The 24,248-nt window shown below is 68.5% G+C and carries 28 protein-coding genes; 19 read left to right on the top strand and 9 right to left on the bottom strand.

The window, feature by feature from the left end:
* Window positions 1–8: 8 nt before the first annotated feature.
* The 4 genes from CAL29_RS17665 to CAL29_RS17650 form a co-directional block, all read right to left on the bottom strand.
* Window positions 9–875 carry a branched-chain amino acid ABC transporter permease gene (locus tag CAL29_RS17665; RefSeq protein ID WP_094854385.1) on the bottom strand — a complete coding sequence of 289 codons (867 nt, stop codon included), beginning with the start codon at window positions 873–875 and terminating at the stop codon, window positions 9–11.
* 84 nt (window positions 876–959) lie between these two features.
* Window positions 960–2,132, bottom strand: a complete 1,173-nt coding sequence (locus CAL29_RS17660; RefSeq protein ID WP_094854384.1) for an ABC transporter substrate-binding protein — start codon at window positions 2,130–2,132, stop codon at window positions 960–962.
* Window positions 2,133–2,203: 71 nt separating this feature from the next.
* Window positions 2,204–3,643 (bottom strand): amidase, encoded by a 1,440-nt coding sequence (locus tag CAL29_RS17655; RefSeq protein WP_094854383.1) that lies wholly within the window; start codon window positions 3,641–3,643, stop codon window positions 2,204–2,206.
* Window positions 3,640–3,849, bottom strand: coding sequence for a hypothetical protein (locus CAL29_RS17650; RefSeq protein ID WP_094854382.1), 210 nt, complete (start codon window positions 3,847–3,849; stop codon window positions 3,640–3,642). The genes CAL29_RS17655 and CAL29_RS17650 overlap by 4 nt, the downstream gene beginning before the upstream one ends.
* A gap of 149 nt (window positions 3,850–3,998) precedes the next feature.
* Here CAL29_RS17650 and CAL29_RS17645 point away from each other — a divergent pair, with 149 nt between their 5' ends.
* The 11 genes from CAL29_RS17645 (at window position 3,999) to CAL29_RS17595 (ending at window position 13,342) form a co-directional block, all read left to right on the top strand.
* On the top strand, window positions 3,999–4,922 hold the full coding sequence (locus tag CAL29_RS17645; protein WP_094854381.1) for a LysR family transcriptional regulator: 924 nt from the start codon (window positions 3,999–4,001) through the stop codon (window positions 4,920–4,922).
* 144 nt (window positions 4,923–5,066) lie between these two features.
* Window positions 5,067–5,957: a transporter substrate-binding domain-containing protein gene (locus tag CAL29_RS17640; protein ID WP_094856723.1), complete on the top strand. Its 891-nt coding sequence runs from the start codon at window positions 5,067–5,069 to the stop codon at window positions 5,955–5,957.
* Window positions 5,958–5,974: 17 nt separating this feature from the next.
* Window positions 5,975–6,871 (top strand): transporter substrate-binding domain-containing protein, encoded by an 897-nt coding sequence (locus CAL29_RS17635; RefSeq protein WP_094856722.1) that lies wholly within the window; start codon window positions 5,975–5,977, stop codon window positions 6,869–6,871.
* A gap of 2 nt (window positions 6,872–6,873) precedes the next feature.
* Window positions 6,874–8,124 (top strand): aminotransferase class I/II-fold pyridoxal phosphate-dependent enzyme, encoded by a 1,251-nt coding sequence (locus tag CAL29_RS17630; RefSeq protein ID WP_094854380.1) that lies wholly within the window; start codon window positions 6,874–6,876, stop codon window positions 8,122–8,124.
* A complete protein-coding gene (locus tag CAL29_RS17625) occupies window positions 8,121–8,858 on the top strand; it encodes an amino acid ABC transporter permease (RefSeq protein WP_094854379.1) in 738 nt (245 codons plus the stop codon). Before CAL29_RS17630 ends, CAL29_RS17625 begins: the two co-directional genes overlap by 4 nt.
* Window positions 8,848–9,687, top strand: a complete 840-nt coding sequence (locus CAL29_RS17620) for an amino acid ABC transporter permease (protein WP_094854378.1) — start codon at window positions 8,848–8,850, stop codon at window positions 9,685–9,687. Before CAL29_RS17625 ends, CAL29_RS17620 begins: the two co-directional genes overlap by 11 nt.
* Window positions 9,674–10,528 (top strand): amino acid ABC transporter ATP-binding protein, encoded by an 855-nt coding sequence (locus CAL29_RS17615; protein ID WP_094854377.1) that lies wholly within the window; start codon window positions 9,674–9,676, stop codon window positions 10,526–10,528. The genes CAL29_RS17620 and CAL29_RS17615 overlap by 14 nt, the downstream gene beginning before the upstream one ends.
* Window positions 10,529–10,565: 37 nt before the next feature.
* On the top strand, window positions 10,566–11,192 hold the full coding sequence (locus tag CAL29_RS17610; RefSeq protein ID WP_094854376.1) for a cysteine dioxygenase family protein: 627 nt from the start codon (window positions 10,566–10,568) through the stop codon (window positions 11,190–11,192).
* The gene (gene metC / locus CAL29_RS17605; protein ID WP_094854375.1) at window positions 11,189–12,430 is read left to right on the top strand and encodes a cystathionine beta-lyase; all 1,242 of its coding nucleotides are present in this window, start codon (window positions 11,189–11,191) and stop codon (window positions 12,428–12,430) included. Before CAL29_RS17610 ends, metC begins: the two co-directional genes overlap by 4 nt.
* Before the next feature lie 72 nt (window positions 12,431–12,502).
* The gene (locus CAL29_RS17600) at window positions 12,503–12,694 is read left to right on the top strand and encodes a glycine zipper 2TM domain-containing protein (RefSeq protein WP_094854374.1); all 192 of its coding nucleotides are present in this window, start codon (window positions 12,503–12,505) and stop codon (window positions 12,692–12,694) included.
* Between the two features lie 420 nt (window positions 12,695–13,114).
* Window positions 13,115–13,342 (top strand): hypothetical protein, encoded by a 228-nt coding sequence (locus CAL29_RS17595; RefSeq protein ID WP_094854373.1) that lies wholly within the window; start codon window positions 13,115–13,117, stop codon window positions 13,340–13,342.
* Window positions 13,343–13,423: 81 nt separating this feature from the next.
* Here the strand turns inward: CAL29_RS17595 and CAL29_RS17590 are convergent, their stop codons facing one another.
* The 3 genes from CAL29_RS17590 to CAL29_RS17580 all read right to left on the bottom strand — a co-directional run bounded on the left by CAL29_RS17590 (window position 13,424) and on the right by CAL29_RS17580 (window position 16,019).
* Window positions 13,424–14,524 (bottom strand): ornithine cyclodeaminase family protein, encoded by a 1,101-nt coding sequence (locus tag CAL29_RS17590; RefSeq protein WP_094854372.1) that lies wholly within the window; start codon window positions 14,522–14,524, stop codon window positions 13,424–13,426.
* A gap of 28 nt (window positions 14,525–14,552) precedes the next feature.
* Window positions 14,553–15,536, bottom strand: coding sequence for a Bug family tripartite tricarboxylate transporter substrate binding protein (locus tag CAL29_RS17585; RefSeq protein ID WP_094854371.1), 984 nt, complete (start codon window positions 15,534–15,536; stop codon window positions 14,553–14,555).
* Between the two features lie 153 nt (window positions 15,537–15,689).
* Window positions 15,690–16,019: a hypothetical protein gene (locus CAL29_RS17580; RefSeq protein ID WP_094854370.1), complete on the bottom strand. Its 330-nt coding sequence runs from the start codon at window positions 16,017–16,019 to the stop codon at window positions 15,690–15,692.
* 190 nt (window positions 16,020–16,209) lie between these two features.
* Between CAL29_RS17580 and CAL29_RS17575 the strand changes: the two genes are divergently transcribed.
* The 5 genes from CAL29_RS17575 (at window position 16,210) to CAL29_RS17555 (ending at window position 19,958) form a co-directional block, all read left to right on the top strand.
* Window positions 16,210–16,425: a hypothetical protein gene (locus CAL29_RS17575; RefSeq protein WP_094854369.1), complete on the top strand. Its 216-nt coding sequence runs from the start codon at window positions 16,210–16,212 to the stop codon at window positions 16,423–16,425.
* Window positions 16,426–16,727: 302 nt separating this feature from the next.
* Window positions 16,728–17,237 carry an RcnB family protein gene (locus CAL29_RS17570; RefSeq protein WP_373559825.1) on the top strand — a complete coding sequence of 170 codons (510 nt, stop codon included), beginning with the start codon at window positions 16,728–16,730 and terminating at the stop codon, window positions 17,235–17,237.
* 96 nt (window positions 17,238–17,333) lie between these two features.
* On the top strand, window positions 17,334–18,449 hold the full coding sequence (locus CAL29_RS17565) for an AGE family epimerase/isomerase (RefSeq protein WP_094854368.1): 1,116 nt from the start codon (window positions 17,334–17,336) through the stop codon (window positions 18,447–18,449).
* 391 nt (window positions 18,450–18,840) lie between these two features.
* Window positions 18,841–19,089 (top strand): hypothetical protein, encoded by a 249-nt coding sequence (locus CAL29_RS17560; RefSeq protein WP_094854367.1) that lies wholly within the window; start codon window positions 18,841–18,843, stop codon window positions 19,087–19,089.
* 212 nt (window positions 19,090–19,301) lie between these two features.
* Window positions 19,302–19,958, top strand: coding sequence for a nucleotidyltransferase family protein (locus tag CAL29_RS17555; protein ID WP_094856720.1), 657 nt, complete (start codon window positions 19,302–19,304; stop codon window positions 19,956–19,958).
* Window positions 19,959–20,117: 159 nt separating this feature from the next.
* Here CAL29_RS17555 and CAL29_RS17550 read toward each other — a convergent pair whose 3' ends face one another.
* Window positions 20,118–20,849, bottom strand: coding sequence for a hypothetical protein (locus tag CAL29_RS17550; RefSeq protein ID WP_094854366.1), 732 nt, complete (start codon window positions 20,847–20,849; stop codon window positions 20,118–20,120).
* 283 nt (window positions 20,850–21,132) lie between these two features.
* Entirely contained in the window at window positions 21,133–21,987 is an 855-nt protein-coding gene (locus CAL29_RS17545; protein WP_094854365.1) for an NAD(P)-dependent oxidoreductase, read from the bottom strand.
* A gap of 247 nt (window positions 21,988–22,234) precedes the next feature.
* Here CAL29_RS17545 and copM point away from each other — a divergent pair, with 247 nt between their 5' ends.
* From copM to CAL29_RS17530, 3 genes are all read left to right on the top strand, one after another.
* On the top strand, window positions 22,235–22,663 hold the full coding sequence (gene copM / locus CAL29_RS32040) for a CopM family metallochaperone (RefSeq protein WP_094854364.1): 429 nt from the start codon (window positions 22,235–22,237) through the stop codon (window positions 22,661–22,663).
* A 137-nt stretch (window positions 22,664–22,800) separates the two neighbouring features.
* Window positions 22,801–23,514, top strand: a complete 714-nt coding sequence (locus CAL29_RS17535) for a metallophosphoesterase (RefSeq protein WP_094854363.1) — start codon at window positions 22,801–22,803, stop codon at window positions 23,512–23,514.
* 31 nt (window positions 23,515–23,545) lie between these two features.
* Window positions 23,546–24,244 carry a ribonuclease activity regulator RraA gene (locus CAL29_RS17530; protein WP_094854362.1) on the top strand — a complete coding sequence of 233 codons (699 nt, stop codon included), beginning with the start codon at window positions 23,546–23,548 and terminating at the stop codon, window positions 24,242–24,244.
* Window positions 24,245–24,248 lie beyond the last annotated feature (4 nt).

The raw sequence follows: 24,248 nt of genomic DNA, 5'->3' as shown, positions 1-24,248 counted from the left end.
CGACTGCGTCATTCCGGTTTCCCCAGCAGCCCCCAAGGCCGCAATACGAGCAGGGCGATGACCACGCCGAACGAGACGAACGAGGAGATCGACGAGCCGTAGAACGTGGAAAGAAAGCTCTCGGTGAAGCCGAGCAGCAGGCCGCCCAGGGCGGCGCCGGGCACGCTGCCCATGCCGCCGAGGATGACCACGATGAAGGCGACCATCAGCGGGCGCTCGCCCATGAAGGGGGACAGGGCATAGGTCTGGGCATAGAGGCCGCCGGCCAGGGCCGTCATGAATATCGCGATGACGAAGGCCAGCATGTAGATGCGGCGGGTGTCGATGCCCTGCGTCGCCGCGATCTCCGGGTCCAGCGCCGCGGCGCGCATCGCCAGTCCCTGGCGGGTGCGGGTCACGAACAGCCAGAACAGCGCCAGCACCACGGCGGCCATGGCGATGATGACCAGCCGGTCCGCGGGCACCTGCATGCCGGCGACCTCCACCATGCTGTCGGACACCGAGGGCAGGGATCGTTCATTGACGTCCCACACCAGCACGGCGGCATAGACCAGCGCCAGGTTCAGTCCCAGCAGCGCGATCATGCTCTGGAACATCTTGTGGTAGAACCAGCGGAACACCAGGCGTTCGAGCACCAGCGACAGTCCGGCGACGATGGCCGAACCGCCCAGGATGGCGATGGGATAAGGCAGTTTGTAGACGCCGTAGAGATAGAACAGCGCATAGCCGCCCAGCATCGCGAAAGCGCCATGGGCGAAGTTGACGACGCGCATGATGCCGAAAAGCAGCGTGAAGCCCAGGGCAACCAGGATGTAGATCGAGCTCAGGCTGAGCCCGTTGACGAAAACCTGGCTCAGGATCGGTAGGGTGAACATCGACTTCGCTCCGGATAGGCACGGACGGGATGCCGGTCGGCCCCGCGAGGGCGGGCCGGCCGGACTTCCGGCGGGCGGCGCCGCCTAGCGTTTTTCCGGGTCCAGCGCCTCGATGACCTTTATCTTTCCGCCTTCCACCTTGACCATCCAGAACTTCATCAGCAACTGGTGGTTCACGCCGTAGTCGCTCATGCCGCCCCAGCGCACCGGGCCGTAGAGGTTGGTTTCATAGCCTTCGAGCTTCTCCAGCGCGTCGCGCACGGCCGTAGTGTCCGTCGTGGTGCCGGCGCGGCGGATGGCTTCCAGCATGATCTTGGCGGCGTTGTACCAGCCCGGCGCCTGCGCGTTGATCACGCCGTCGCCGTAGTCCTTGCGGTAGGTCTCGATGAATTTCCCGGCGTCCGGCGTGTCGAAGTTGAAGACGTTCAGGGAGATGAAGCCGTCGGCCATCGGTCCGGCGATCTCCATCATTTCATCCACGGCCGGGCCGCCGATCTGCCATATCGGTTTCTTGAAGCCGCTCTGGCGCGCCTGCTTCAGCAGCAGGGCGCCTTCGCCCGGCGCGTTGCTGTTGAGATCCAGCGCGTCGACGTTCTGCGCCATCATGCGCGCCATCAGCGGCGTGAATTCCTTGGTGCCGCGGTCGTACAGCTCGGTCCACACCGCCATGCCGTTGGCCTTGTAGTAGGCCTCCAGTTGCGGGACCACCGCCTGGCCCACGGCGTCGTTCGGCGCGATCAGGGCCACCTTCTTGACGTTGGGGAAGTTGTCGTGGAACCACTTGACCATGGGCGGACCGAATTCCACGGTGCTGTTCATGGCGCGGAAGTTGTAGGGCGACTTGGCGTCGTTCTTCAAGATGCCCGGCGCGAAGCCGTCCGACAGCAGGACCACCTTGGCCGGCGTGGTCACGGCGACGGTGGCGAGCACCGAGGGCGAGCCGATCGGGCCGATGATGAACTTCACGTTGTCGGCGTTGATGAGGCGGTCGGCGGCGGAACGGCCGCCGGCCGCGGTGTACTTGTCGTCGTACATGATCAGCTTGGGCATGTAGACCTTGTCGCCGATCTTGATCCCGCCCTGCGCCTTGACTTCGTCGAACGCCATCTGGATGCCGCGCTGCAGGGCCAGGCCCCAGGCCGTGCCGCCGCCGGACAGCGGGCCGATGGCGCCGATCTTCAGTTCCTCCTGCGCATGGCTGGCGGAAACAACGAGCATGGCGGCCGCGAACAACAGTGTCTTGATGCTTTTGAGCATGATTTTCCCTTGAACTGTATGGTTATCGGTGGTGCAGCTTGTCGTGGTGTCGGGTGCGCTCCGGAATCGGATCAGGCGGCTTGCGGAAACGGCATGGGCGGGTGGCTGCGGGACCAGTCGGAGTGGCGCTCGAAGCCGGCGCCGGCGCGCAGCAGGACAGGGTCGGCGCCGCTGCGGCCGACGAACTGCACGGACAGGGGCAGGCCGTTGGCGGAAAGTCCGCACATCAGCGCCAGGGCCGGGTGTCCGGTCAGGTTGAAGGGGGAGCGGGCGTGCCGGCTGTAGGTGCGCGTGAATTCCGCCTCGTTGCCCAGCGCCGAGGCGGACTCGAAGGAATTCGCCACCACCAGGACGTCGACGTCCTGCAAGGCCTGGTCCGTGGCCTCGATCAACTGCTTGCGCCAGCGTTCCGCCTGGACATAGTCGCCGGCGCCCAGGAAGGCGCCCACCATCAGTTTCCGGCGTGCGATGTACGAATAGTCCGCCGGCCGCGTGCGCAGCCACTGCGCATGCACCGCCCAGGATTCGGAATGGAAGATGACGCGCTGCGCCATGGTGAAGTGGCCCAATGGCGGCAGGCGCACGTCCGTGACCCGCGCGCCGGCCCGGGCCAGCGTCTCGCCGCAACGGTCTATGGCGTTTATCACCTCGTCGCTGGCGCGCGCGTCGTGCTCGTGGAAATGGCGGACGATGCCGAAGCGCAGTCCCGCCAGCCCGGCGTCCATCTCCGAGAGGTGATCGCGGGCGGGGTCCGGCGCGCTGCCGGGGTCGGCCGGATCGTGGGCCGCCAGCACGTTCATCGCCAATGCCAGGTCCTCGACGCAGCGCGCCATCGGGCCGACGTGGTCCAGCGTGAAACACAGCGGGAAAACCCCATGGCGGGAGACCGCGCCGTAGGTGGGCTTCAGGCCCGCGACGCCGCAATGCCCCGCGGGGTTGCGTATCGATCCGCCCGTATCCGTCCCCAGCGCGAGCGGCACGAACCCGGCCGCCACGGCCGCGCCGGAACCGGAGGACGAGCCGCCCGTCTGGTGCCGCGTATCCCAGGGGTTGCGCGCGGGCGGGTAGGCGGCGTCGTCGCTGGGGCCGCCGATGGCGAATTCATGCAGCGCCAGCTTGCCCAGGAGGATGGCGCCGGCGTCGCGCAGGCGCGTCACCACCGTCGCGTCGCGCGTGGCCACGCGGTCCAGCATCAGGCGCGAATGACAGCTCGTCACCTGGCCCGCGATATCGATGAGGTCCTTGATGCCCACCGGCACGCCATGCAGGGGCGACCGCCAGATGCCCATCGCCATGTCGCGGGTGGCGGCGCGGGCCTGGGCGCGGGCTTGCTCCGCGTCCACGGAAACGAAGGCGTTGATGGCGCCGTCGAATCGCGCGATGCGTTCGAGCAGCCTGTCGACCACCACCTCGGGCGTCAGCGTGCCCGCCCGGTAGGCGCGGCCCAGGTCGGCCGCGCTCATCCAATGGATGTCGTTCATGTGGGTGTCGTTCACGTGGGTGTCGTTCATGCGGCGCTCCTGGTCCGCATGGGCGGCCAGGGTTCGGCGGCGACGTCGTCCAGCGCGAGCAGGGCATTGCGCAACTGCATGGCGGACTGGACGGCGAAGTAGAGATCCTGCCGGTACCGGGCGGCGATCTCATGCAGTCCCGCATCTTCGGCCAACAGCGAGAAAAGCGGGGACAACGGCGTATCCGCATTCTGGGACGTCATCATCGGTTCTTCCCACGCGATGTGAAAGGAACTGTAGTTTGCGCTGATTGTGGGACGAACCGCTATTCGATAATATGCAAGCATTATTAGTAAAAAACTAATTATTCAAGGCGGAGCGCACGCGGGGCGTACATACGCGCAAGGCGGAGTGCATGAACATCAAATATCGGCAGTTGCAGGCCTTTGTCCTGGCGGCGCGTTCGGGGTCGTTCGCCAAGGCGGCGGCGGAGCTGTGCGTGACGCAACCCTCGTTCTCGGTGCAGATACGCCAACTGGAAGACGATATCGGCATCCACCTGTTCGAGCGCACCACCCGAACCTGCCGCCTGACCGCGGCGGGCCAGAGCTTCTATCGCGAGGTCGCGCCTATCCTGAAATCGCTGCGCGACGTCTATGCGCGGATCACCGACGTGGGCGCCGGCGTCGCCGGCCAGCTTCAGTTGTCGGCCCTGCCGTCGCTGGCCTTCGGGCTCCTGACGGAAGTGCTGGGGCAATTCCGTTCCCGTTATCCGGGCGTGCGCGTGCTGCTGCGGGAGGAGTTGAACGTCGCCGTCATCGAGGCCGTCAAGCGCGGGGACGTCGAACTCGGCGTCGGCTCGGAGTTGAGCGGCGATCCGGAAGTCGAGTTCAAGCCGCTGTTCCGCGACCAGTTGGTGGCCGTCGCGCCCATCGGACATCCGGTGTTCGATGGCCCGGTGAGCTGGCAGAAGCTGGAGTCGCATCCGCTGATCACCCTGGCGCAAGGATCGTCCGACAGGGCCTTGCGCCAGAATCGCCCCAGCCTGGTGCCCGCCCTGGAGGTCGCCTACATGGGAACGGCGGTGAGCATGGTGCGCAACGGCCTGGGCGTCACCATCCTGCCCAGCAGCGGTTTGAAGGGCGTGAACATGGCCGACCTGCGCGCCGAAGCGCTGCCCGGCCGCGCGTGCCGGCGCACGATAGGCGTGCTGTTCCGAAAACGGGCGGCGCTCAGCCCGATGGCGCTGGCCTTCACGCAATTGCTGGAGCAGATCGCCCCCGTGGATCGCGGCATACGCCAGCGCCGTGGCGGCCGCGACGCGGTGAAACACGCATAACGATAGAACCGGAAAGCGGGGCGCTCCCTCTGGCGCGCGAGTGCTTGCGCGGCCGGTCATATGAATATCTGAAAGCATTCTTTGCCATGCGCGCGGCGCGCCTGCAGCATGTGGCCTTGTTATTTCGACAAGGTCTCAAAGCACATGGCATTGCGCAAGATTTTCAATATGACCGCGGCATGGGCGATGCTCGCGGCGGCCGGCGCCGCCCATGCCGACGCCACGCTGGACAGGATCCACGAGCGCGGCAAGGTGGCCGTCGGCGTGCTGGTCAACGGCGGCGTCTTCGGCTCCATCGATCCCGCCACGCAGCAACTGGTGGGCTGGAATCCCGAACTGGCGCGCGCGCTGGCCCAGGGCCTGGGCGCGCAGGTGGACCTGGTGCCGGTGCAGACGGCGACCCGCGTGCAGTTCCTGATCTCCGGCAAGGTCGACCTGCTGGTGGCGTCCATGGAGTTGAATCCGGAGCGCGCCCAGATACTGGGATATGCGCCCACGCCTTTCTATCGCGTGGGCGGCGCGGCCGCCATACGCAAGGGCAGCGGCATCCATGAGTGGGAGGACCTGCGCGGCAAGCCGGTGTGCGTGTCGCAAGGCAGCAGCTTCGCCGACCCCTTGTCCAGGCAGTACGGCGCGCAGGTCAAGGGCTACAAGAGTTCTTCCGATTCGCTGCTGGCGCTGCGCGGCGGCCAGTGCGTGGCGGCGGTCCACGACTCCACGCTGATCTATCCCTTGTTGAAGTCCAACCCGGAATGGAGCGGCTACGAGGCGCCCATTGCCGGCACCATACTGCCGGCCGACTCGGTGGTCTGGACGCGCAAGGGCGAGACGGACACCATCGCGGCCGTCGACAGGATCGTGCGCGGCTGGCACCGCAGCGGTTGGCTGATCGACACCGAGAAGCGCCTGGGCATCGAACCCGCGCTGCCCCTGTTGCAAGACCTGCACCGGCGGGCGGAGCAGGAGGGCTGGCCGCCCGTGGTCGCGCAGGCGGCAACACAAGCAGAATCGGCTAAACCGGCGGCCGGCAAATGAGCGAGGGAGCGCGCAACATGAAACCTCGCATCCCCGCCGCGCCGCATCGGCGCGCCGGCGTCGCCGTGTCCCTCGCGATCGCCGCGGCCATCGCGTCCCTGGCGTTCGCGCCGCAAGCCCGCGCCGACGCCACGCTGGACAGGATCAAGCAGCGCGGCAAGCTGGTGGTCGGCATCGACGGCGTCAGCCCGCCCTTCGGCATCATGGACCCCGCCACCGGCAAGGTGGGGGGCTTCCAGGCCGAGCTGGGCGAGGACATCGCGCGCCGTCTCGGCGTCAAGCTGGAGACCGTGAGCGTCACGGCGTCCACGCGCGTGCAATTCCTGCAGTCGGGCAAAGTGGACCTGCTGGTGGCCAACATCCAGTGGACGCGCGAGCGTAGCGCCAGCCTCAGCTACGCGCCCACGCCCTATAACGAGGTCGGCGGCGCGGCGCTGGTTTCGCGGCAGAGCGGCATCACGCGCTGGGAAGACCTGAAGGGCAAGGTCGCCTGCGTCTCCCAAGGCAGCAATTACGCCGAGCCCCTGGACAAGACCTACGGCGCGGTGGTGAAGGGGCTGCGCGGCATTCCCGAATCGCTGCTGGCCCTCAAGGGCGGCACCTGCGCGGCGTCGGTACACGTCCAGCCGGCCCTGTACGAGCTGCTGCATGGGCCGCACGCCAAGGAGTGGGAAGGGTACACGCTGGCCACGTCCGACCTGCTGATTCCCTCGCCCACGGTGATCTGGACGCGGCGCAACGAAGCCGATACGCGCGCCTTCGTCGACGGCGTCATCCATGACTGGCTCAAGAGCGGCTATCTGCTGGCCCAGGCCGGGAAGTTCGGCGTGCCGGACGACTATATCCGCAAGGCCACGGACAAGGCGCGGCAGGGTAGCTTCGACAAGGCGCCCCCGGAAATACAGGAGAATTGAACATGAGCACGTTGTTGTTCCCCGAAGTGCTGTCGCGCCGTTCGCTCGGCGTGGCGCTTTCCCCCATCGCCGCGGCCGGCCAGCGGGCCGCGCGGCTGGCGGCCGAGGGCCGTTCCATCATCGCCCTGACCTCGGGCGAGCCGGACTTCGACACGCCGCAGGCGATCAAGGACGCGGCGTTCGCCGCGCTGGCGGCGGGCCAGACCAAGTACACGCCCACCGCCGGCACCGCGGCCCTGCGCCGCGCGGTGGCCGAGGATTACGCAAACCGCCACGGCCTGGACTACGAATCGGCCAACGTCATCGTGTCCAATGGCGGCAAGCAGGTGATCTACCTGGCCTTCGCCGCCGTGCTGGACGACGGCGACGAGGTCATCGTGCCGGCGCCTTACTGGCCGACCTTTCCCGACAGCGTGCGGGTCAACGGCGGCGTGCCGGTGGTGGTCGAGACCCGGGCGGCCGACGGCTTCAAGCTGACCGCGGAGGCCTTGCGCCGCGCCATTACGCCGCGCACCAAGTGGCTGGTCCTGAATTCGCCGGGCAATCCCACCGGCGCGGTCTACGACGCCGGCGAACTGGCGGCGCTGGCCGAGGTGCTGCGCGCGGCGCCGCACGTGCTGGTGCTGTGGGACGAGTTGTACGAGCAGATCTGGTTCGGCGCCGAGCCGCCGGCGCATTTGCTGAAGGTGGCGCCGGACCTGCGCGACCGCACCCTGATCGTCGGCGGCGTCTCCAAGACCTTCGCCATGACGGGTTGGCGCATCGGCTGGGGCATCGGTCCCGCGCCGCTGATCCATGCCTTCGAAGCGGTGCAGTCGCAGGTGTCCTCCGGGCCGAGCTCGGTCGGGCAGGCGGCCGCCCTGGCCGGGCTGCAAGGACAGTCCGAGGGCTTCGTGCAGCATGCGCGCGGCGCCTATGCCCGCCGCGCCCGCAAGGTGGTTGAGGGATTGGGAGGGGTGCCGGGGCTGGCCGTGACGGAGCCGCGCGGTTCCTTCTTCGCCTGGGTGGGCGTGGCCGGCCTGCTGGGCCGGGTGCGCCCCGACGGCCGTCCCCTCCAGACCGACGGCGACGTCGTCGACTGGCTGCTGGAAGCCGAGGGCGTCGCCGTGGTGCGCGGGGCCGCCTATGGGCTGTCGCCGTATTTCCGCCTGTCGTTCGCCGCCTCGGACGCGCATATCGAAGAGGCCATCGTCCGCATCGGCCGCGCGGTCGACACCTTGGCGACGACGCCGGCCGTGGAGGCCGCGGCATGATCGATACGGCATTGCAGGCCTGGGTCGGCTTCTTCAAGCCCCTGGGCCTGAACTACGGCTTCGTGCTGGACGGCGCCGAGCGGGCCTCCTTCCTGCACGGGCTTTGGGTGACGCTGGAGCTGTGCGCCTGGACCATGCCGGTCAGCCTGCTGTTCGGCGTGCTCATCGCCGCCGGCCTGTCGAACGGGCCGGCGTGGCTGCGCCGCCCCTTGCGCGGCTTCGTCGAGCTGACGCGCAATACGCCGACGCTGGTGCAGCTTTACTGCGCCTTCCTGGTGTTGAACATGCTGATCACGCAGCGCCTGGGCGAGGCCAACCCCATCACGCCCTTCATGTGGGTGGTGCTGGTGATCGGCCTGCACAAGGCCGTTTTCCATGCCGAAGCCTTGCGCGCCGGCATCGAGGCCGTGCCGCCCGTCATGCTGGAGTCCGCGCGTTCGCTGGCGTTCACGCGCGGTCAGACGCTGGTGCGCGTGCAATTGCCGCTGGCCCTGCGCTTCGCGCTGCCGGCGCTGGTGAACAACCTGGTCGACCTGGTGAAGATGACCGCGATCGCCTCGGCGATCGCGGTGGGCGACGTGACGTACGAGTCGATCATGATCTGGTCGCATCGGGACAACGTGCTGGAGCTGCTGTTGCTCATCCTGGCGTATTTCGGCCTGTTGACCTGGCTGGTCAGCGTGCTGGGCCGTTTCCTGGAGCAGCGTTTGAGGATGCCCGGTTATGGCCAATGACCTGACCTTCTCCGGCGATTCCGCGCGAGCGGGGCAGGGGCCCGGCGGCGCCGGCCTCGCGCGGCGCGTGTTGCGCGGGTCGCTGCTGCCCTTGTGCGTGCTGGCGCTGCTGGCCGGCGCCGGCGCGGCGCTGGACGCGGCCGGCGCGCTGCCCGACGTGCTGCGCTATCTCTGGCGCTGGTCGCCGGCGCTGCTGCTGGGCCTGGGCGTGAACATCGGACTCAGCGCCCTGGCCATGGCCCTGGGTACCGTCCTGGGGCTGTTCGTCGGGGCCCTGTCGCTGTCGCCGCTGCGCGCGGTGCGCGCGCTGGCGCGGGGCTACGTCCAGGTGTTCCGCAACGCGCCCATCCTGGTGCTGATCTACTTCACCACCTACGTCTTTCCCTTCGAGTTGCGGCTGTTCTCATGGTCGGTGGAATTCCCGGACTGGATCAAGGTGGTGGTCGGCCTGGCCTTGCCGGCCAGCGCCAACGTGGCGGAGATCTTTCGCGGCGCGGTCCAGTCCATTCCCGCCGCGCAGTGGGAGGCCGCGCAGTCGCTCGCGTTCCGGCGCTGGCAGATCTTCCGCATGATCGTGCTGCCGCAGTGCGTGCGCCGCATGCTGCCGCCGTGGATGAATCTCTACGCCAGCATCACCATGAGCACCGCGCTGGCGTCGCTGGTGGGCGTGCACGACCTGGTCGACACCGCCACCGTCGCCAGCAATACCGTGGCCCGCACCGACTTCACCATCTGCGTCTACTTCACGATGCTCGCCTTGTTCTTCGCATACTGCTATCCCATTTCGCGCTGGACGCGCCGGCTGGAGGCTCGCCATGTCCGTCATTGATATCCGTCCCGCGCCGTCGTCCTCGCCGTCGCGGCCGCTGGTCAGCCTGCGCGGCGTGCATCTCGCCTTCGGCGCGACCGAGGTGCTCAAGGGCATAGACGTCGAGGTCGGCCAGGGGCAGGCGGTGTCCATCATCGGCCCGTCGGGTTCCGGCAAGTCCACCATCCTGCGCTGCATCACGGGCCTCCTGCGTCCGCAGCAAGGGGCCATCGACGTGGACGGCGTGGCGGTCCACGCGCTGAACGCGGAGGCGCAGTTCATCGCGCTGCGCAAGCAGGTGGGCTTCGTCTTCCAGCAGTACAACCTGTTCCCCCACCTCAGCGTGCTGGAGAACCTGGTCATCGCGCCGGTGCGCGTGGGCGGCCTGCCGCGCGCCCAGGCCATCGCCCATGCGCGGGAACTGCTGGCCAAGGTGCGCATGGAGCACAAGGAGAACGCCTATCCGGGCGAGCTGTCCGGCGGCCAGCAGCAGCGGGTGGCGATCGCGCGGGCCCTGGCGATGCGTCCCAAGCTCATCCTCTTCGACGAAGTGACCTCGGCCCTGGACCCGGAAATGGTCGGCGAGGTGCTCACCGTCATCCGCGACCTGGTGCAGGACGGGCTGACCTGCCTGCTCGTGACCCATGAAATGCGGTTCGCGGAAGAGGTGAGCGACACGGTGTACTTCACCGAGGCCGGCCGCATCGTCGAGGCCGGACCGCCGGCGCGCCTGTTCGGCGCGCCCGCCAACCCGCGCACGCGCGCCTTCCTGCAACGGGCGTCGCATGCGGGGCGCGACGATCGCGCGCCCGCGCCGCGCCCGCTTTTTTCCGCGCTGCCGCTTGACGCGCTGGCGTACTGAACGACGCCGTTCCCGTCATTTTTTCCTGGAGATACGCATGACCCAAGCTTCTTCGATCGCCGCCGAGCGGCAACAACAGGTCAAGGCCGCGCTGGCCGACGTGCGCGCGCTGCTGGCGGGCGGCGCGCCCGACCGCGAGGTCCTGGACCGGGTGACCCACCGCCTGGAGCAATTGGCGGCCGCCGCCCATCTGTTCACCCGCGCGGACTTCCCGCCGCCGGCGAGCGGCGGCGAGGCGGGGGCGTCCACCCGCTATCGGTTGAATCCGGAAGACAGCGACGACGACGTGGCGCTGTACCTGAATTCCATCAACCCCGGCAAGACCACCGTGCCGCACAACCACACCACCTGGGCGGTCATCGTCGCGGTCGCGGGCGACGAGCTGAACCGCGTCTATCGCCGCACCGACGACGGCTCCGATCCGGCGCGCGCCAGCCTGGAGCAGGCGCGCGAGGTCGTGGTGCGCCCCGGCCAGTCGATCGCCTTCCTGCCGGACGACATCCACAGCATCCACGTCACCGGCCAGGAGCCCACCTTGCATTTCCATCTGTACGGCCGGCCGTTGGAAACGCTCTCCGACCGCATCGGCGTGAACCTGGAGACGGGCGAGATCATCAACTACAACAAGAACCACCTGCGCGACAGCCAGGCGGTGCGGGCATGAGCAACGAACCCGTGCAGGAAGGCCGTCCGACGCGGGCCGACGGCCTTCATATCGAAACCCGGCTGCTGCATGCCGGCGCGCCCGCGCCGGTCGACGGACGCGCCGGGCCCGTCAACGTGCCCGTGGTCCGGACCAGCACGGTCCGCTTCCCGAATACCGCGACGCAGGCCGCCCTGGGCGCCAGCCGCGCCGCCGGCGTCCCGGTGGCGACCTATGGCCGGCATGGCATGGACACGCACCGCGCGCTGGAGGCGGCGGTGGCGACCCTGGAAGGCGGGCATCGCGCCTTGCTGGCGCCCTCGGGGCTGTCCGCCATCACCCTGGTGCTGCTGGCGACGCTGGCGGCCGGCGACCATGCGCTGGTGTCCGACAGCGTGTATGCGCCGCTGCGCAAGGTCGACCGCACGCTCTTGCAGCGCTATGGCGTCGACGTCGAATATTTCTCGCCCGCGCGCGACGATCTCGAAGCCCGCATACGCCCGAACACGCGGCTGCTGTACCTGGAATCGCCCAGTTCGCTGCTGTACGAAGTGCTCGACCTGCCGGCGCTGGCGGCCATCGCGCGGCGCCATGGCGTGGTGGTGGCGGTCGACAATACCTGGAGCGGCGGGCTGTACTACCAGCCCCTGGCGCTGGGCGCCAATATCTCGGTGCAGGCCGCGACCAAGTACCTGGGCGGCCATTCGGACGCGATGCTGGGCGTGGTGACGGTGGACAGTCCCGAGCTGGCGCGGCGCGTCGGCGCCATCCACGACGCGCTGGGATTGTCCGTGAGCGCGGACGAGGCGTATCTGGTGCTGCGTGGCCTGCGCACGCTGGACGTGCGCCTGGCGCGGCACCAGCGCAACGCGACCGAGGTGGCGCGCTATCTTGCGCGGCATGCGGAGGTGGCGCGCGTCTATTACCCCGCCTTGCCCGAGGACCCGGGCCATGCCTTGTGGCGGCGCGACTTCAGCGGCGCCAGCGGATTGGTGTCCTTTGCGTTCCGCGACGGCGCGGCGCGCAACGCCGCCGATTTCATCGACGGCCTGCGCCATTTCGCCATCGGCGCGTCCTGGGGCGGCTATGAAAGCCTGGCGCTCGAAGCCGCGCCGGAACGGCTGTCGGAGCACAGCTATTGGGACGGCCGCGGCCCCGTCGTGCGCCTGCACATCGGCCTGGAGCATCCGGAGGATCTTATCGCCGATCTGGAACAGGCCTTCGAGGCGCTTGCGCGGACCGTGCGGCGCACGGCTTGAGCGTGAGCGGCGGCCGGGGCGGGTACACCCCTTGCTAAGTCTTCCGTACCCAATTCCCAAGGGAGACAAAAAATGCGGCACATCATCAAATACCTCGCGGTGGCGGCGCTTGCCCTGGGCATGCCTTTCATGACGGGCTGCACGCTGGGCGGCGCGGCGGCCGGCGGCGTCATCGGCCACGAAGCCACGCACGGCAGCACGGCAGGGACGGTCGGCGGCGCGGTGGTCGGCGGGGTGATCGGCCACGAGATCGGCAAGGATTGACGGCGCTGCGCCGGCGGGGACCAGCATTCATCGCACGGCGCGCGCCATCGGGAATGTGCTGTAGGACAGTCCGCCGGCGCCCCCGCGCCGTTCCTCATGCTTGTGCATGAGTAGTGCGGCGACGGTATGAAGACCGGTAGGGCGTAAGTCCGATAACGCCAGTGGTGGCGGGATTAATACCAATGGCTTATATACCGGACAAAGAGGGAGACGTTCTCCGACATTTCTACGTAGATGGATACCATCCATCGGCAAAACGTGCTCTTCCAGGCCCTTTTCCGACCATGACGCGGCGCGACAATTGTCCTTGCAATTGCAATGCCTCCACGCCTAGGCGTAAGGCTTTTGCAGTGCGATAGTGGTGAGGCACGGCGGGCGCGGCCAAGCTCGCGGAAAAACCGTCACCACCGGAGCGGTCCCATGATCCAGTACAAGGATTTCATCATCGAATGCGCGGTCGAGGCCGTGCCGGCGCATAGCGGCCAATACCAAGCCCGCATCTTCATTTCGCTGCTGGAAGGTGGGGCGCCGGTCAACGGCTTCGAGTTTCCGCCTTTTCCCGGCGTGCGCATCGGCACGCCAGGCATGGCGCGCCAGGGCGCGGAGCAGTGGGCGCGCACCTGGATAGACGAGAATTTTTCAGCCTAGCGTCGCATCCCGGAACGGGGACGCGACACTGGCATGACAGGATGCGGGACGGCGGCGCCCGCCGCGCGCTTCGCCGTCGTCCTAATTGCGGATGTCCTGGATGAACCATTCCAGCGGCAAGGCATGGCCCAGGCCCTGGGCCTTGGCTTTGCGATAGACCAGTCCGCCCACCGACGAGAATTGCACGCCCCAATTGCCCACCGTGTAGTAGAAGGTGATCTGGTCCTCGCGCGTGCGGCCCGGCGCCTTGCCGGAGATGACGTCGGTATAGACCGGCCAGTCCTGCGTGGGCAGGCGCGCCGGCTTGGGCCGGGGCAGGCGCGACTGCTCCTCGGCGCTGCCCGCGACATAGGCTTGCGGGCTTCCAGAGATTCCTTTGCGAAACCGCTCCGTCTCGGCCATGGGCATTTCCTCGCGGCCCTGCTGCACGGCGACGTCGAAGCGTCGCACGATGGCCGGATCGATTTCGCGCGGCGTGAGCACCACCACGTGCATGCCCGGCTCCAGCCAGTCGGGCTGAAGCACCGGCGTCATGCTGTCGGTGCAGGTGGCGACGATGTCGGCGCCGCGCACGGCGTCGCGCGGGTCGTCCACCGCGACGACCTCGATGCCGTGGCGTTGCGCGCTTTCCCTCGCGAAGCGTTCGCGATTCTCGGCATTGCGGCTGTGGACGCGCACGCGGCGGATGTCGCGCACCGCCAGGATGGCTTCCAGGAAGGTCCGGGCCATGCCGCCGGAGCCGATGATGCCCAGTTCGCGCGCATCCTCGCGCGCCAGCAGGCGCGTGCCGATGCCGGCCGCGCCGCCCACGCGCATATGCTGCAAATGGCCGTCGTTCAGCAGCGCCAGCGGCTCGCCATTGCCGGTGCTGAATAGAAAGACCAGGCCGCAATACGTGCCGGGCTCGATGCAGTATTTCTGCTCGCTGCCGCCCGCGCCTTTGTCGCGCGGCCATACCAGGATGTCGGATTTCAGCCGCACCGCCAGGATGCCGCCGCTGCTGCCCTCGACCGAGCCCCAGCGGTAGTAACCGTCGTCGCGGTCGCAGGGGACGTACATGTCCAGCCGCGGACGGCCGATGGCCGCGCCGGTCAGCAGGCCGGCGAAGGCCTGTTCCTGCGCGTCGATGCACTCGCGCATCGTCAGCACCTTCTCGACGACTTCATTGTTGATCAACAGCATGCTTACTCCTGGAGACCGGCGGCGCGGCTTATTGCGGCTGCAAGCCGGATTTGCGGATGACGTCGCCCCAGCGTTCGCTTTCGCGGCGCAGGAAGGCGCGGAACTGCTCGGGCGAGGAACCGGCGGGCTCGGCGCCTTCGTCGACCAGCATCTTGTTCACCTCGGGCGTGTGCACGAACTTCACCAGGGCGAGATTGAGCTTGTCGATGATCGGACGCGGCGTGCCCTTGGGCGCCAGCACGCCATACCAGACGCTGGCCGCGTAATGGGGCACGGTTTCGGCCACCGTCGGCACGTCGGGCAGCGCGGGCGTGCGCTTGGGCGTGGTCACGGCCACGGCGCGCAGTTGATGGTTCCTGGCGAAGGGCAGGCCGGCGGTCATGTCGGCGAAAGTCATCGTCACCTCGCCGGTGATGACGGCCTGGATGGCGGGGGCGGTGCCTTTGTAGGGCACGTGCAGCATGTCGACGTCGGCCAGCACCTTGAGCAACTGGGCCGAGAGGTGGGCGGTGCCGCCCAGGCCGGAAGACGAGAACGTCAGCTTGCCCGGCGCCTTGCGGGCCATCGCCAGCAGGTCGGCGACCGTGTGGATGGGAGAGTCGTTCTTGACCAGGAGCACGGCGGGGACGTCGGCGATCAGGCTGATGGGCTCCAGGTCCTTGTGCGGGTCGTAGTTCAATTTCTTCATCAGGTAGGGCGCGACCACCAGGGGGGAAGGAGAGTCGAGGATGAGCGTGTAGCCGTCCGGCGCGGCCGCCGTCAGGGCTTGCGTGCCGACCACGCCGCCGGCGCCGGGCCGGTTCTCCACGACCACCGCGACGCCCAGCTCGCTGCCCAGGTTGCGCGCCACCAGCCTGGCCATGATGTCGACGCCGCCCCCGGGTTCGTAAGGGGATATCAGGCGTATCGGCCGGTTCGGATAGGTGTCCGCCGGCGCCTGCCGGGCATAAGTCCTACAGATGGGAGCGAAGGCGACGAGGGCGGACAAAGCCATGCGGCGGGACATATCCATGAAGCGTCTCCGAGTTCCTTTGGGGGATGACCGGTGTACAGCCCAGGCCGGTTTTTATAGTTGTATCCTACGGTATACCATTTATATCGGAGCGGCAATGAGGTGCATCCCCCGCGTGCGCGGCGGGGGAAGATGGCGAACGGCGGGGGGAAGCTACTTGCCCTGGTTGTCGGCGTCTTTATCGCTGGGCTGCGGGAAGGGCGTGCAATTGAAGGTCACGTAGGCTTCGCGCGGGCCCAGGCCGGTGGCATGGTTGGACGTGATGACGGGCTTGGTCATCTTGCGGCCCACCGATTGGCAGTAGTCGCTGGCGCGCAGCAGGGCCGCGCTCTTGAGGTCGACCCAGGACGTGCTCTGGACCGTGCTGCGGTTGGTGATGGTGTATTGGTCCGGCTCTCCGGTTTCCATGACGGGGCTCATGGTGGTCGTGCATCCGGCCAGGGCGGCCAGCGCGACGGCGAAGAGGGCGAAACGGAATGACATGGGGACTCCAGGCAATTTGGCGCACATTATGCAGGACAGGCGCCGGATTCCGGAAACGGCGCGCGCGCCGGGCCGCCGGCAAGGCGCCGCCATGGCCGATAATGCACATATTTGCCATATTTCGTGGCGCGGGTCCCGCAAGCGCGTGAACGTTTCCGGGACGCGCCGGCCAGCATTTGGGAGGTCATCGATGCCGCTGCACAATTTCAAGAAGGGCGAACTGGGTCATTGGTTGCAAGTCGTGGCAGACAATTTCGAAGGTCAAAAGGACTACGTGCCCATTCCGCCGGAATTCGTGGATGCGCTGACGACCCTGCGTTGCGTGGAGCGCACCGACGCCGGCGTGCTGGCGGTGACGGAGAAGGGGCGGCTGGCGCTGCACATGGAGCGTTCGGGGCAGGTTTAAGCGAGGCGGCTCGTGGCGCGTCGCCGGGCCCTCCCCACGATGCCGGAAGTAGGGGCATCCTTCCCCGTGCCGGAGGCATCATCGCGGGCGGGGCCGGTTCGTCTGTTACATTCAGTCGCACGTCGTGCCGAATTTTCCGTAATTTTGGCCTGGCGGGCCCCGTGTCCCGGCCCCGATTTCTGTACCCTACAGTCATCCGTGCGTGAGGGGATTACGCGATTGGCTGCGTGCCGCGCATGGGGAAGGAAACGATCATGAACAAGACACCGTTGTATAACGCCTCTCCCGCCCGCCACCGCGCGCTGCGCGCGACCGGCGCCCTGATGGCGGGCATGCTGGCCGCGGCATCGTTGGCGATCAGCGCGCCGGCGCATGCCGATGACCGGGATCATGGTCATGGACCCATCGGTCCGCTGGCCCAGCAGGATCGCGGGCCCGGCGGCCCCGGCGGCCAGGATCGTTCGGGCGGCCCGGGCGGCGACCGCGGTCCGAGCCATGGCGGTCCCGGCGCGCAAGGGCCCGGCCATTCCGGCGGTCCCCAGGGCGGTCCGGGGCATTCGGCGCCCAGCCGGAACAACGGCCATGCGCAGCACGGCTACGGTCCGAACGCCCACGGTCCGGGCGGCCCGCGCTGGTCCAAGGGCGATCGCCTGCCGCCGGAATACCGCAACCGCCAGTACGTGATCGACAACTGGCGCGGCTATAACCTGGCGCCGCCGCCGCGCGGCTATCAGTGGATGGGCATCGGCCCGGACTTCGTCCTGACCGCCATCGGCACCGGCGTCGTGTTGCAGGTGGTGCTGGGCCACTGATCGTCCAGCCGGCGCGGCCGCTTCCCGCTGGTCCGCGCCGCGCGCATCGGGTATCGTGCGGGCTGTGGTTTTTTTCGCCGCCGCCCGCGCGTTTTCATGCCCGCATCTTCTCCCGATCCCGTCGACTCGTCCGTCCTGGCCCTGGTCGCCGACCTGCGCCAGCACTATCGCGACATCGTGCTGCCGCTGTGGCGCACGACGGGCTACAACCCGGATCTCGAACTCCCCTACGAAGCCGTGGACGGCACGCGCCTGCAGGTGCTGCCGGTGACGCGCTATCGCGCGATGGCGTGCGCGCGCCAGCTCTACGTGCACACGACCGCGGGCGCGACGGCGCATGCCGCGCGCTTGTTCGACGCATTGCGCCAGCGCTTCGTCCACCCGGAGGGCGGCTGGGTCTATAGCATCGACGCGCAGGGCGCGCCGCTGGACGCCACGCACGATCTCTATACGTATGCCTTCGTGATCTTCGCCTGCGCGGCGCACTACGGCGTGACGCGCGACCGGCGCGCGCTGGACCTGCTGGGCGCCACCGCGGGCCAGGTGGAGTCGCGCTTCGCCGCGCCGGCGGGGCTTTACTGGGCGCAGCTCAAGCCGGACCTGTCCGCGCCCTTGCAGGACGTGCAGCAGAATCCCGTCATGCACTTGACCGAGGCCTACCTGGCGGCGCGCGACGCGACCGGCGAAGCGGGTTTCACCACGGCCTTGCGGAAAATCGTCGCCGGCATGGCGGGCGCCTTCCTGCATGCGCCCACGCAGTGCGTTACGGAACTGCGTCTCGGCGCGGCTGACAACCGCATCGAGCCCGGCCATCAATTCGAATGGCTGGCGCTGGCGCGCAGCGCGCCGGACGTGTTCGGCGGCACCGTGCTGGGCAATGCGCTGGAGCATGCCTTCGTCTTCGCGCAGGCCCAGGGGGTGGACATGGCCACCAACGGGGTCTGCGCGGCGCTGGACCTGGAAGGCGGGATCGTCGACGCCACCCAGCGGATCTGGGCGCAGACCGAATATGCGCGCGCGCTGGCGGTGCATGGCGATCCCGCGGTCACGGCGCTGCTCAAGGGGCAATTGCAGCGCTTGCGCGAGCGCTTCCTGCAGCCGCGCGGGTGGTACGAATGCCTGCATGCCGACGGCCGGGTGGCGCGCGCCGATATGCCGTCCACCACGCCTTACCATCTGGCGACTTGCTATGCCGCCTTGCCGGCGGCATGACCTTGCTGCCGGTAGGGGGGGCGTGGCTGGCTGAGGGCGTGTCTGGCGGCCGGAGATGTAGAGGGTTTTCGAAGGCAGGCAGGGTGATGCAGGGGCAGGGCGACCCAGGGTGATTCAGGGTTGACGCTCCGGGCGATTCAGGGTTGACGCTCAGGGCGATCCAGGGCAACTCAGGGAGGCTCTCAGGCGGGCTTTCAGGGCGCCTATATTTCACTTTGTTCGTAATTCTTGCGAAACATTTGATTTTCTGCGATCCTGAGCCGCACAGGACCTGCCGACCGTTTTACGGGCGCCGCGCCGCGAGCCGGCGCGCCTCGGAATGCGGCTTCATGGCAGGCGCGGCCTTGGGCGCGCCATGCGCGCTCGAGGTTTCCAGGACAGGAAATCCCTGATGACGACTCCCAGGCTGATAAATGGCTACACGGTCTATGCCTATTCGACGCCGCCCAACGAAGACGGACCGGCCTGTGCCTATATGGAGAGCCGGAAAGCCGGCAGCGAAGACGAGCCGCTGACGTTCCGCATCTTCAAGACGCGCCGCTTTCGCAACGGCATCGAGGCCATGTCGGCGGCCCGTAACGCGCTGGCCGCCGTCAAGACCGTCGATGACGAAGGCGTGCCGGATCCCATGCCTGAATAGGCGACGGTGCAGGCACGCGTCGCGCGTGGATGCGCGCCCGGCGGCCTGTAGTCCCGACCACGGTTAGCTGGCATAGCCTCCCGCGCGAAGGCCATGCCGGCGGGCGAAGTCCGGTGCGGCGCAGGGCTGCACGCCCTCGCCGGACGCGGTGCGCCCACGCGGGCTGGCCCCTCTCCATGCAGTCCTGCTCCGCGTACACTGGCGCGATGACCATGGACTTGCCTATTTCCGCGGGGCGAGGCCCTGTTCCCCCCTATGCCGGCATTTTGCTGGCGGCCGGCGAGGGCAGGCGTTTTCGTGCATCGGCCGGGGACGAGGGCGCCGACAAATTACTGGCGCCCTTGCCGGATGGCCGGCCGGTCGTTCTGGCGGCCGCCGAGGCGTTGCGCGCGGTCGCGGCGGCGGTGGTTGTCGTGCTGCGACCCGGGCGTCCTGCCTTGCGCGACGCGCTGGCCCGGGCGCAGGGCTGCGAATTGATCGAAACCATGGAGGCCGAGCGTGGCATGGGCGCGAGCCTGGCCGCCGGCGCCCGCCATTTGCTGGCGCGGTACGACCAGGCGCGGTATGACCAGGGTGGAGAGGCTGTTCCGCACGGCGTGCTGGTGGCGCTGGGCGATATGCCCTGGATCGCGCCGGAGACCTTGCGGGCGGTGTGCGAGGCGGGGCTCCGGCATCCCATCGTGGCGCCCGCCTGCGAGGGCCGGCGCGGTCATCCCGTGGCCTTCGCGTGGGACCTGCTGCCGGAAGTGGCGGCGCTCGACGGCGACACGGGCGCGCGCGCGCTGTTGCAACGCCATGGGGTGCATGAGCTGTCTTGCCAGGACGCGGGCGTCCTGCGCGACGTCGATACGGTGGCGGACCTGGGTTGAACCGCGGCGCGTTCATCCAGGGGGATGACGCGCCGCGTTGCCGGTCTTCGAAAGCCCGTATTGGGCGGGGCAGCGTTGTCTCATCGGCCCCCAGGTCTTCAGCGTGGGGGTGACTGGCTTTGGCCGCGGAGCCTGGACGGTCACCCCTATGCGCACGGATCAGTCGTCGGTGCGGGGCTTGATGCAGGCGCGGAAGCAGCCCGTCTTGCTTTTCTTCCGCTTGCCGTTCTCGTCCGCGGACGGCTCGCCGGCGACGGCCGGCTCCGCTTCTTCATGCCCGCCGAGCGTGGCGTCCGACGCGTGATCGGGCGGGATCTCCGTGGCGCTTGCCTTGGCGGCGGCGTCGCTCGATGCTTCGCCTTTCAAGGACACCGTCGTCCAGGCCTCTTCCTGCGTCGACGCGTCTTCGGCGATGGCTGACAGCGTTCCCGTGGCCGGCGGTTTGGCGCCTGCCGGGACGTCGCCGCTTTTGGCGGCGTTTGGCCTGGTTTCCACGGCGGAGTTCAAGCGGACGAAGGGCGGCGTCCTGGAGAAGGACAGCGTGCGGGGACGATCGAATTTGCCGGTGCTGCCGGGGAGGGCATCGCCCTTGGCTTGGGGGACGGTGTCCGGCCCGGTATCCGGCAGGGTGGTCTCGCCCACGGCGATGGGGGCGGCAGCGTCCTGCGCCGCCAGGGTGGCGCGCGCCGTGCCTTCCTCGGTGAGCGTGATCTTCGGCGTTTCCTGCCTGATGGCCACGGGGGCCGTATGGGACCGGCTTTTCGCGCCGACGTCCGCGCTGAACGGCAGCGAGGTCCTGCGCTGGCGGTTGGCGGTATCGGGAGCCGGGTTGGCGTCGGGATGCTGGAGGAGGGTATTGGACATGTCGATGGTCGGGCTGGGGATATGCATGGCACGGGTCTCCGGTGGGCGGTCAGTGCAGGTCGACCGTCGCGGGACGGCAGGGAAGGCGGGAGATGACGGAAAGGATGGGGCGCAAGATGTTGTCTCCGGAACGTCGTTGTAAACGCGGCGAGGAAATGGGCGACCGATCGACCGATCGTTAGATCGTTAATCTGTAGACATCAATCGCACAATTCGGCAGGTAGGTTGCGATTTACTAACTCTGGTTCCATCGAGTCCTGCCACATTCCGCCCGGTTTTGCCGGATTCCCCCCGGTCCGTCCGGGCACCCTTACGCCTTCGGCGGCTCCTGATCGAAGAAGGCGCGCAACTGGGCGATGGAATCGCCCTGGTCGCGCTGCGCCGCCGCCAGCGTTTCGTAGACGTCGCCGAAGCGGCGGTAGACGTCGCTGCCGGCGCCGTCCTGCTCCAGGAAATCGGCGATCTCGTGCATCTCGGCGACCCAGCGGTAGGCCTTGCCGAACATGTCGGGCACGGCGCGGCGGAATTGCGTGAGCAGGTGGGGCTGGCTCTCGGCCAGTTCCGCGTGCAGGGCGGCGGCGGCGCCGTTGCGGGTGGCCGCCAGCAGCATGGTGGCGGCCAGCGCGGTCAGGCCCTTGGTGATGCCGGCATAGGACATCTTCAGGGCCGACGCGGCGCCGACGTCGGCCGGCAGCACGCGCACCCGCAGGCCGGCTCGTCCCAGGGCTTCCACCGCGCCGGCGGCCGGGCCGGAACAGTACAGGACGGGACCGGGCTGGCCCGGCTTGGGCGGCCCGCCGATGATGCCGCCGTCGACGAAGGCGGCGCCGCTGCCGTGGACGATGGCGGCGATGCGGCCCACGGTGCGCGGACTGACGGCGTTGCAATCGACGTAGACCGGGGAGCGTCCCGCGTCGCGAAACAGGGCCGCGTAGTGGCGGGCCACCGGCTCCGCCTCGGCCGGCGGGACGATGGAGAGGAAAAGATCGGCGTGGGCGAGTTCGGCGTCGGTGCGATGGTGCATGCCCGCGGCGCGGGCGCGCTCGACGCTCGCGTCGCTGCGCCCGGTCAGGGACGTCAGGACCTGCAGGCCGTGTTCATCCAGGCGGCGGCCGATGGCGCTGCCCATGGCGCCCGGGGCGACGATGGCGACACGTGGCTTCATATGCGTGCTCCTGCGAGCGCGATGCGGCGCGGCCCCGGTCGTCGCGGGCCGGCCGCGCGGGGGGCGTCGCCGGGCGGAGCCGCATCGCGTATCGCGTATCGGTCCGGCGAGGGCGCGTGGCGCCGCCGTCGGGCCGTGTGGATCGGGGCCGGCATCGGCCAATGTACACGCGCCGCCCCGGTTGTGCGAGTATTCGCCGTGCGGCGCGGTTTGCGGCGCCGCACTCTGCCATGAAAGGAAGGTTTCGATGAAAAAGTTCTCCGCCGCCGCGATGCTGGCCCTGTCCTCGATGTGTTGCGCCGTGGGCGCCGCGCAGGCGCAGGCCGATACCGGGCACGGCGACATGCATATGTCGATGACGCCGGCCGCCGGCTCGCCCAGCACCCAGGCCTACCAGGAAAGCATGCAGCGCATGCACCGCGACATGGCGATCGATTATTCCGGCAACGCGGACGTCGATTTCGCGCGCGGCATGATCCCGCATCACCAGGGCGCCATCGATATGGCGCGCACCGAGCTCAAGTACGGACGGGATCCGGAAATGCGCAAACTGGCCCAGGAAGTGATAGACGCGCAGGAAAAGGAAATCGCCTTCCTCCAGGCGTGGCTGAAGAAGCACGCCCCGGCGCAGAAGGCCCCGCGCGGTAGTCCCGCCGCGGAAGTCCCTCAGCGGTAGTCCCGCGATAACCCCGCGGTAGCCCATATGGCCGACGGCGGCCGTCGCAATAGCGTCAGGGAGCCGTGTTAGCGTATGAACATTGCGCGTCGCGGCGCCCGGCCGCGGCGCCTGTTTGCGCTTCCGGGAAGACCGCCATGCCGCCTGTCATCCAGCATTTCGCCCGCAACACGTCCGGACGCGATTGGGCCGTCGGGGACATCCATGGCCATTTTTCGCGCCTGCACGAGCAACTGGTGCGATCCGGTTTCGATTTCGCGCGCGACCGCCTGTTTTCCGTGGGAGACCTGATCGACCGCGGCCCCGAATGCCGCGCGGCGGTGGAGTGGCTGCGCCAGCCCTGGTTCCACGCGGTGCAGGGCAACCACGAGGACTACGCCGTGCGCCACGTGCGCCACGGCCTGGTGGACACGGACAACTGGCGGGCCAACGGCGGCTCTTGGTTCCTGGCGATGACCGACGAGGACCAGCGCATCCATGCCGAGGCGCTGGCCACGCTGCCGCTGGCCCTGGACGTGGAGACCGGGGACGGCCTGGTGGGACTGCTGCACGCCGACAGCCCCGTGCGCGCCTGGGACAAGCTGGAAGGGCTGCTGTACTCCCGGCCCCGGCGCGCGCGCGGCATCTGCCTGTGGTCGCGCCAGCGCCTGGAGCGGCACGACGCCACCTGCGTGGCGGGTCTGCGCGCGCTGGTGGTGGGACATACCCCAGTGACGCGCCCGACCGTATTGGGTAACGTCTACCATATCGATACCGGCGGCTGGCGGCCGGACGGCTACTTCACGTTGCTGGACCTATCGACGTTACGCGCCGTTCCGGCGCTTCCCGCACCTTCCGCGGCTCTCGCCTGAGGCCGCTTCGCAGTTCAGGAGATTTGTTGGCATGGCGCTAGACCAGAAGATCATCGATGCCTTGAGCGGTGTGTCCACCGCCACCTTGACCACCGTGTTGCTGAAGAAGGGCTTGCGCAACGTGTGGATGCGCGGCACCCGTCCGCTGCGCGCGGGGCAGCCGCGCGTGGTGGGCCGCGCCTTCACGCTGCGCTTCGTGCCGGCCCGCGAGGACCTGGCGACGCCGGCCTCGTGGTCGTCGCCGACCTCCACCCGCGCCGCCATCGAGGCCATGCCGGCGGGTTGCGTGGCGGTGGTCGACGCCATGGGCGTCACGGACGCCGGCATCTTCGGCGACATCCTTTGCGCCCGCATGCGCAAGCGCGGCGTCGCGGCGCTGGTCAGCGACGGCGTGGTGCGCGACGGCGCGGGCGTGCTGGGCACCGGGCTGCCGGTGTGGTGCCAGGGCGTGGCGGCGCCGCCGTCGGTGGCCGGCCTGACCTTCGTGAACTGGCAGGAGCCCATCGGCTGCGGCGGCGTGGCGGTGTTCCCCGACGACCTGATCGTGGTCGACGACGACGGCGCCGTGGTGATCCCGGCGGCGTTGGTCGATGAGGTGGTGCCGATCGCGGTGGAGCAGGAGCGCCAGGAGGCCTGGATCATGCAGGAGGTCGACAACGGCGCGGCGCTGCCGGGCCTGTATCCGCCGAACGACGAGGCCAAGGCGCGCTACGAAGCCAGCAAGGGCTGAACGA

The organism is Bordetella genomosp. 10 (assembly GCF_002261225.1).
Lineage (GTDB): Bacteria > Pseudomonadota > Gammaproteobacteria > Burkholderiales > Burkholderiaceae_B > Bordetella_C.
This window is presented reverse-complemented; position numbering and strand designations above follow the sequence as displayed.

Coding starts and splice junctions, on each gene's coding strand:
- CAL29_RS17665 (WP_094854385.1), bottom strand. CDS start 875: ATGTTCACCCTACCGATCCTGAGCCAGGTTTTCGTCAACGGGCTCAGC.
- CAL29_RS17660 (WP_094854384.1), bottom strand. CDS start 2,132: ATGCTCAAAAGCATCAAGACACTGTTGTTCGCGGCCGCCATGCTCGTT.
- CAL29_RS17655 (WP_094854383.1), bottom strand. CDS start 3,643: ATGAACGACACCCACGTGAACGACACCCACATGAACGACATCCATTGG.
- CAL29_RS17650 (WP_094854382.1), bottom strand. CDS start 3,849: ATGATGACGTCCCAGAATGCGGATACGCCGTTGTCCCCGCTTTTCTCG.
- CAL29_RS17645 (WP_094854381.1), top strand. CDS start 3,999: ATGAACATCAAATATCGGCAGTTGCAGGCCTTTGTCCTGGCGGCGCGT.
- CAL29_RS17640 (WP_094856723.1), top strand. CDS start 5,067: ATGGCATTGCGCAAGATTTTCAATATGACCGCGGCATGGGCGATGCTC.
- CAL29_RS17635 (WP_094856722.1), top strand. CDS start 5,975: ATGAAACCTCGCATCCCCGCCGCGCCGCATCGGCGCGCCGGCGTCGCC.
- CAL29_RS17630 (WP_094854380.1), top strand. CDS start 6,874: ATGAGCACGTTGTTGTTCCCCGAAGTGCTGTCGCGCCGTTCGCTCGGC.
- CAL29_RS17625 (WP_094854379.1), top strand. CDS start 8,121: ATGATCGATACGGCATTGCAGGCCTGGGTCGGCTTCTTCAAGCCCCTG.
- CAL29_RS17620 (WP_094854378.1), top strand. CDS start 8,848: ATGGCCAATGACCTGACCTTCTCCGGCGATTCCGCGCGAGCGGGGCAG.
- CAL29_RS17615 (WP_094854377.1), top strand. CDS start 9,674: ATGTCCGTCATTGATATCCGTCCCGCGCCGTCGTCCTCGCCGTCGCGG.
- CAL29_RS17610 (WP_094854376.1), top strand. CDS start 10,566: ATGACCCAAGCTTCTTCGATCGCCGCCGAGCGGCAACAACAGGTCAAG.
- metC (WP_094854375.1), top strand. CDS start 11,189: ATGAGCAACGAACCCGTGCAGGAAGGCCGTCCGACGCGGGCCGACGGC.
- CAL29_RS17600 (WP_094854374.1), top strand. CDS start 12,503: ATGCGGCACATCATCAAATACCTCGCGGTGGCGGCGCTTGCCCTGGGC.
- CAL29_RS17595 (WP_094854373.1), top strand. CDS start 13,115: ATGATCCAGTACAAGGATTTCATCATCGAATGCGCGGTCGAGGCCGTG.
- CAL29_RS17590 (WP_094854372.1), bottom strand. CDS start 14,524: ATGCTGTTGATCAACAATGAAGTCGTCGAGAAGGTGCTGACGATGCGC.
- CAL29_RS17585 (WP_094854371.1), bottom strand. CDS start 15,536: ATGGATATGTCCCGCCGCATGGCTTTGTCCGCCCTCGTCGCCTTCGCT.
- CAL29_RS17580 (WP_094854370.1), bottom strand. CDS start 16,019: ATGTCATTCCGTTTCGCCCTCTTCGCCGTCGCGCTGGCCGCCCTGGCC.
- CAL29_RS17575 (WP_094854369.1), top strand. CDS start 16,210: ATGCCGCTGCACAATTTCAAGAAGGGCGAACTGGGTCATTGGTTGCAA.
- CAL29_RS17565 (WP_094854368.1), top strand. CDS start 17,334: ATGCCCGCATCTTCTCCCGATCCCGTCGACTCGTCCGTCCTGGCCCTG.
- CAL29_RS17560 (WP_094854367.1), top strand. CDS start 18,841: ATGACGACTCCCAGGCTGATAAATGGCTACACGGTCTATGCCTATTCG.
- CAL29_RS17555 (WP_094856720.1), top strand. CDS start 19,302: ATGGACTTGCCTATTTCCGCGGGGCGAGGCCCTGTTCCCCCCTATGCC.
- CAL29_RS17550 (WP_094854366.1), bottom strand. CDS start 20,849: ATGCATATCCCCAGCCCGACCATCGACATGTCCAATACCCTCCTCCAG.
- CAL29_RS17545 (WP_094854365.1), bottom strand. CDS start 21,987: ATGAAGCCACGTGTCGCCATCGTCGCCCCGGGCGCCATGGGCAGCGCC.
- copM (WP_094854364.1), top strand. CDS start 22,235: ATGAAAAAGTTCTCCGCCGCCGCGATGCTGGCCCTGTCCTCGATGTGT.
- CAL29_RS17535 (WP_094854363.1), top strand. CDS start 22,801: ATGCCGCCTGTCATCCAGCATTTCGCCCGCAACACGTCCGGACGCGAT.
- CAL29_RS17530 (WP_094854362.1), top strand. CDS start 23,546: ATGGCGCTAGACCAGAAGATCATCGATGCCTTGAGCGGTGTGTCCACC.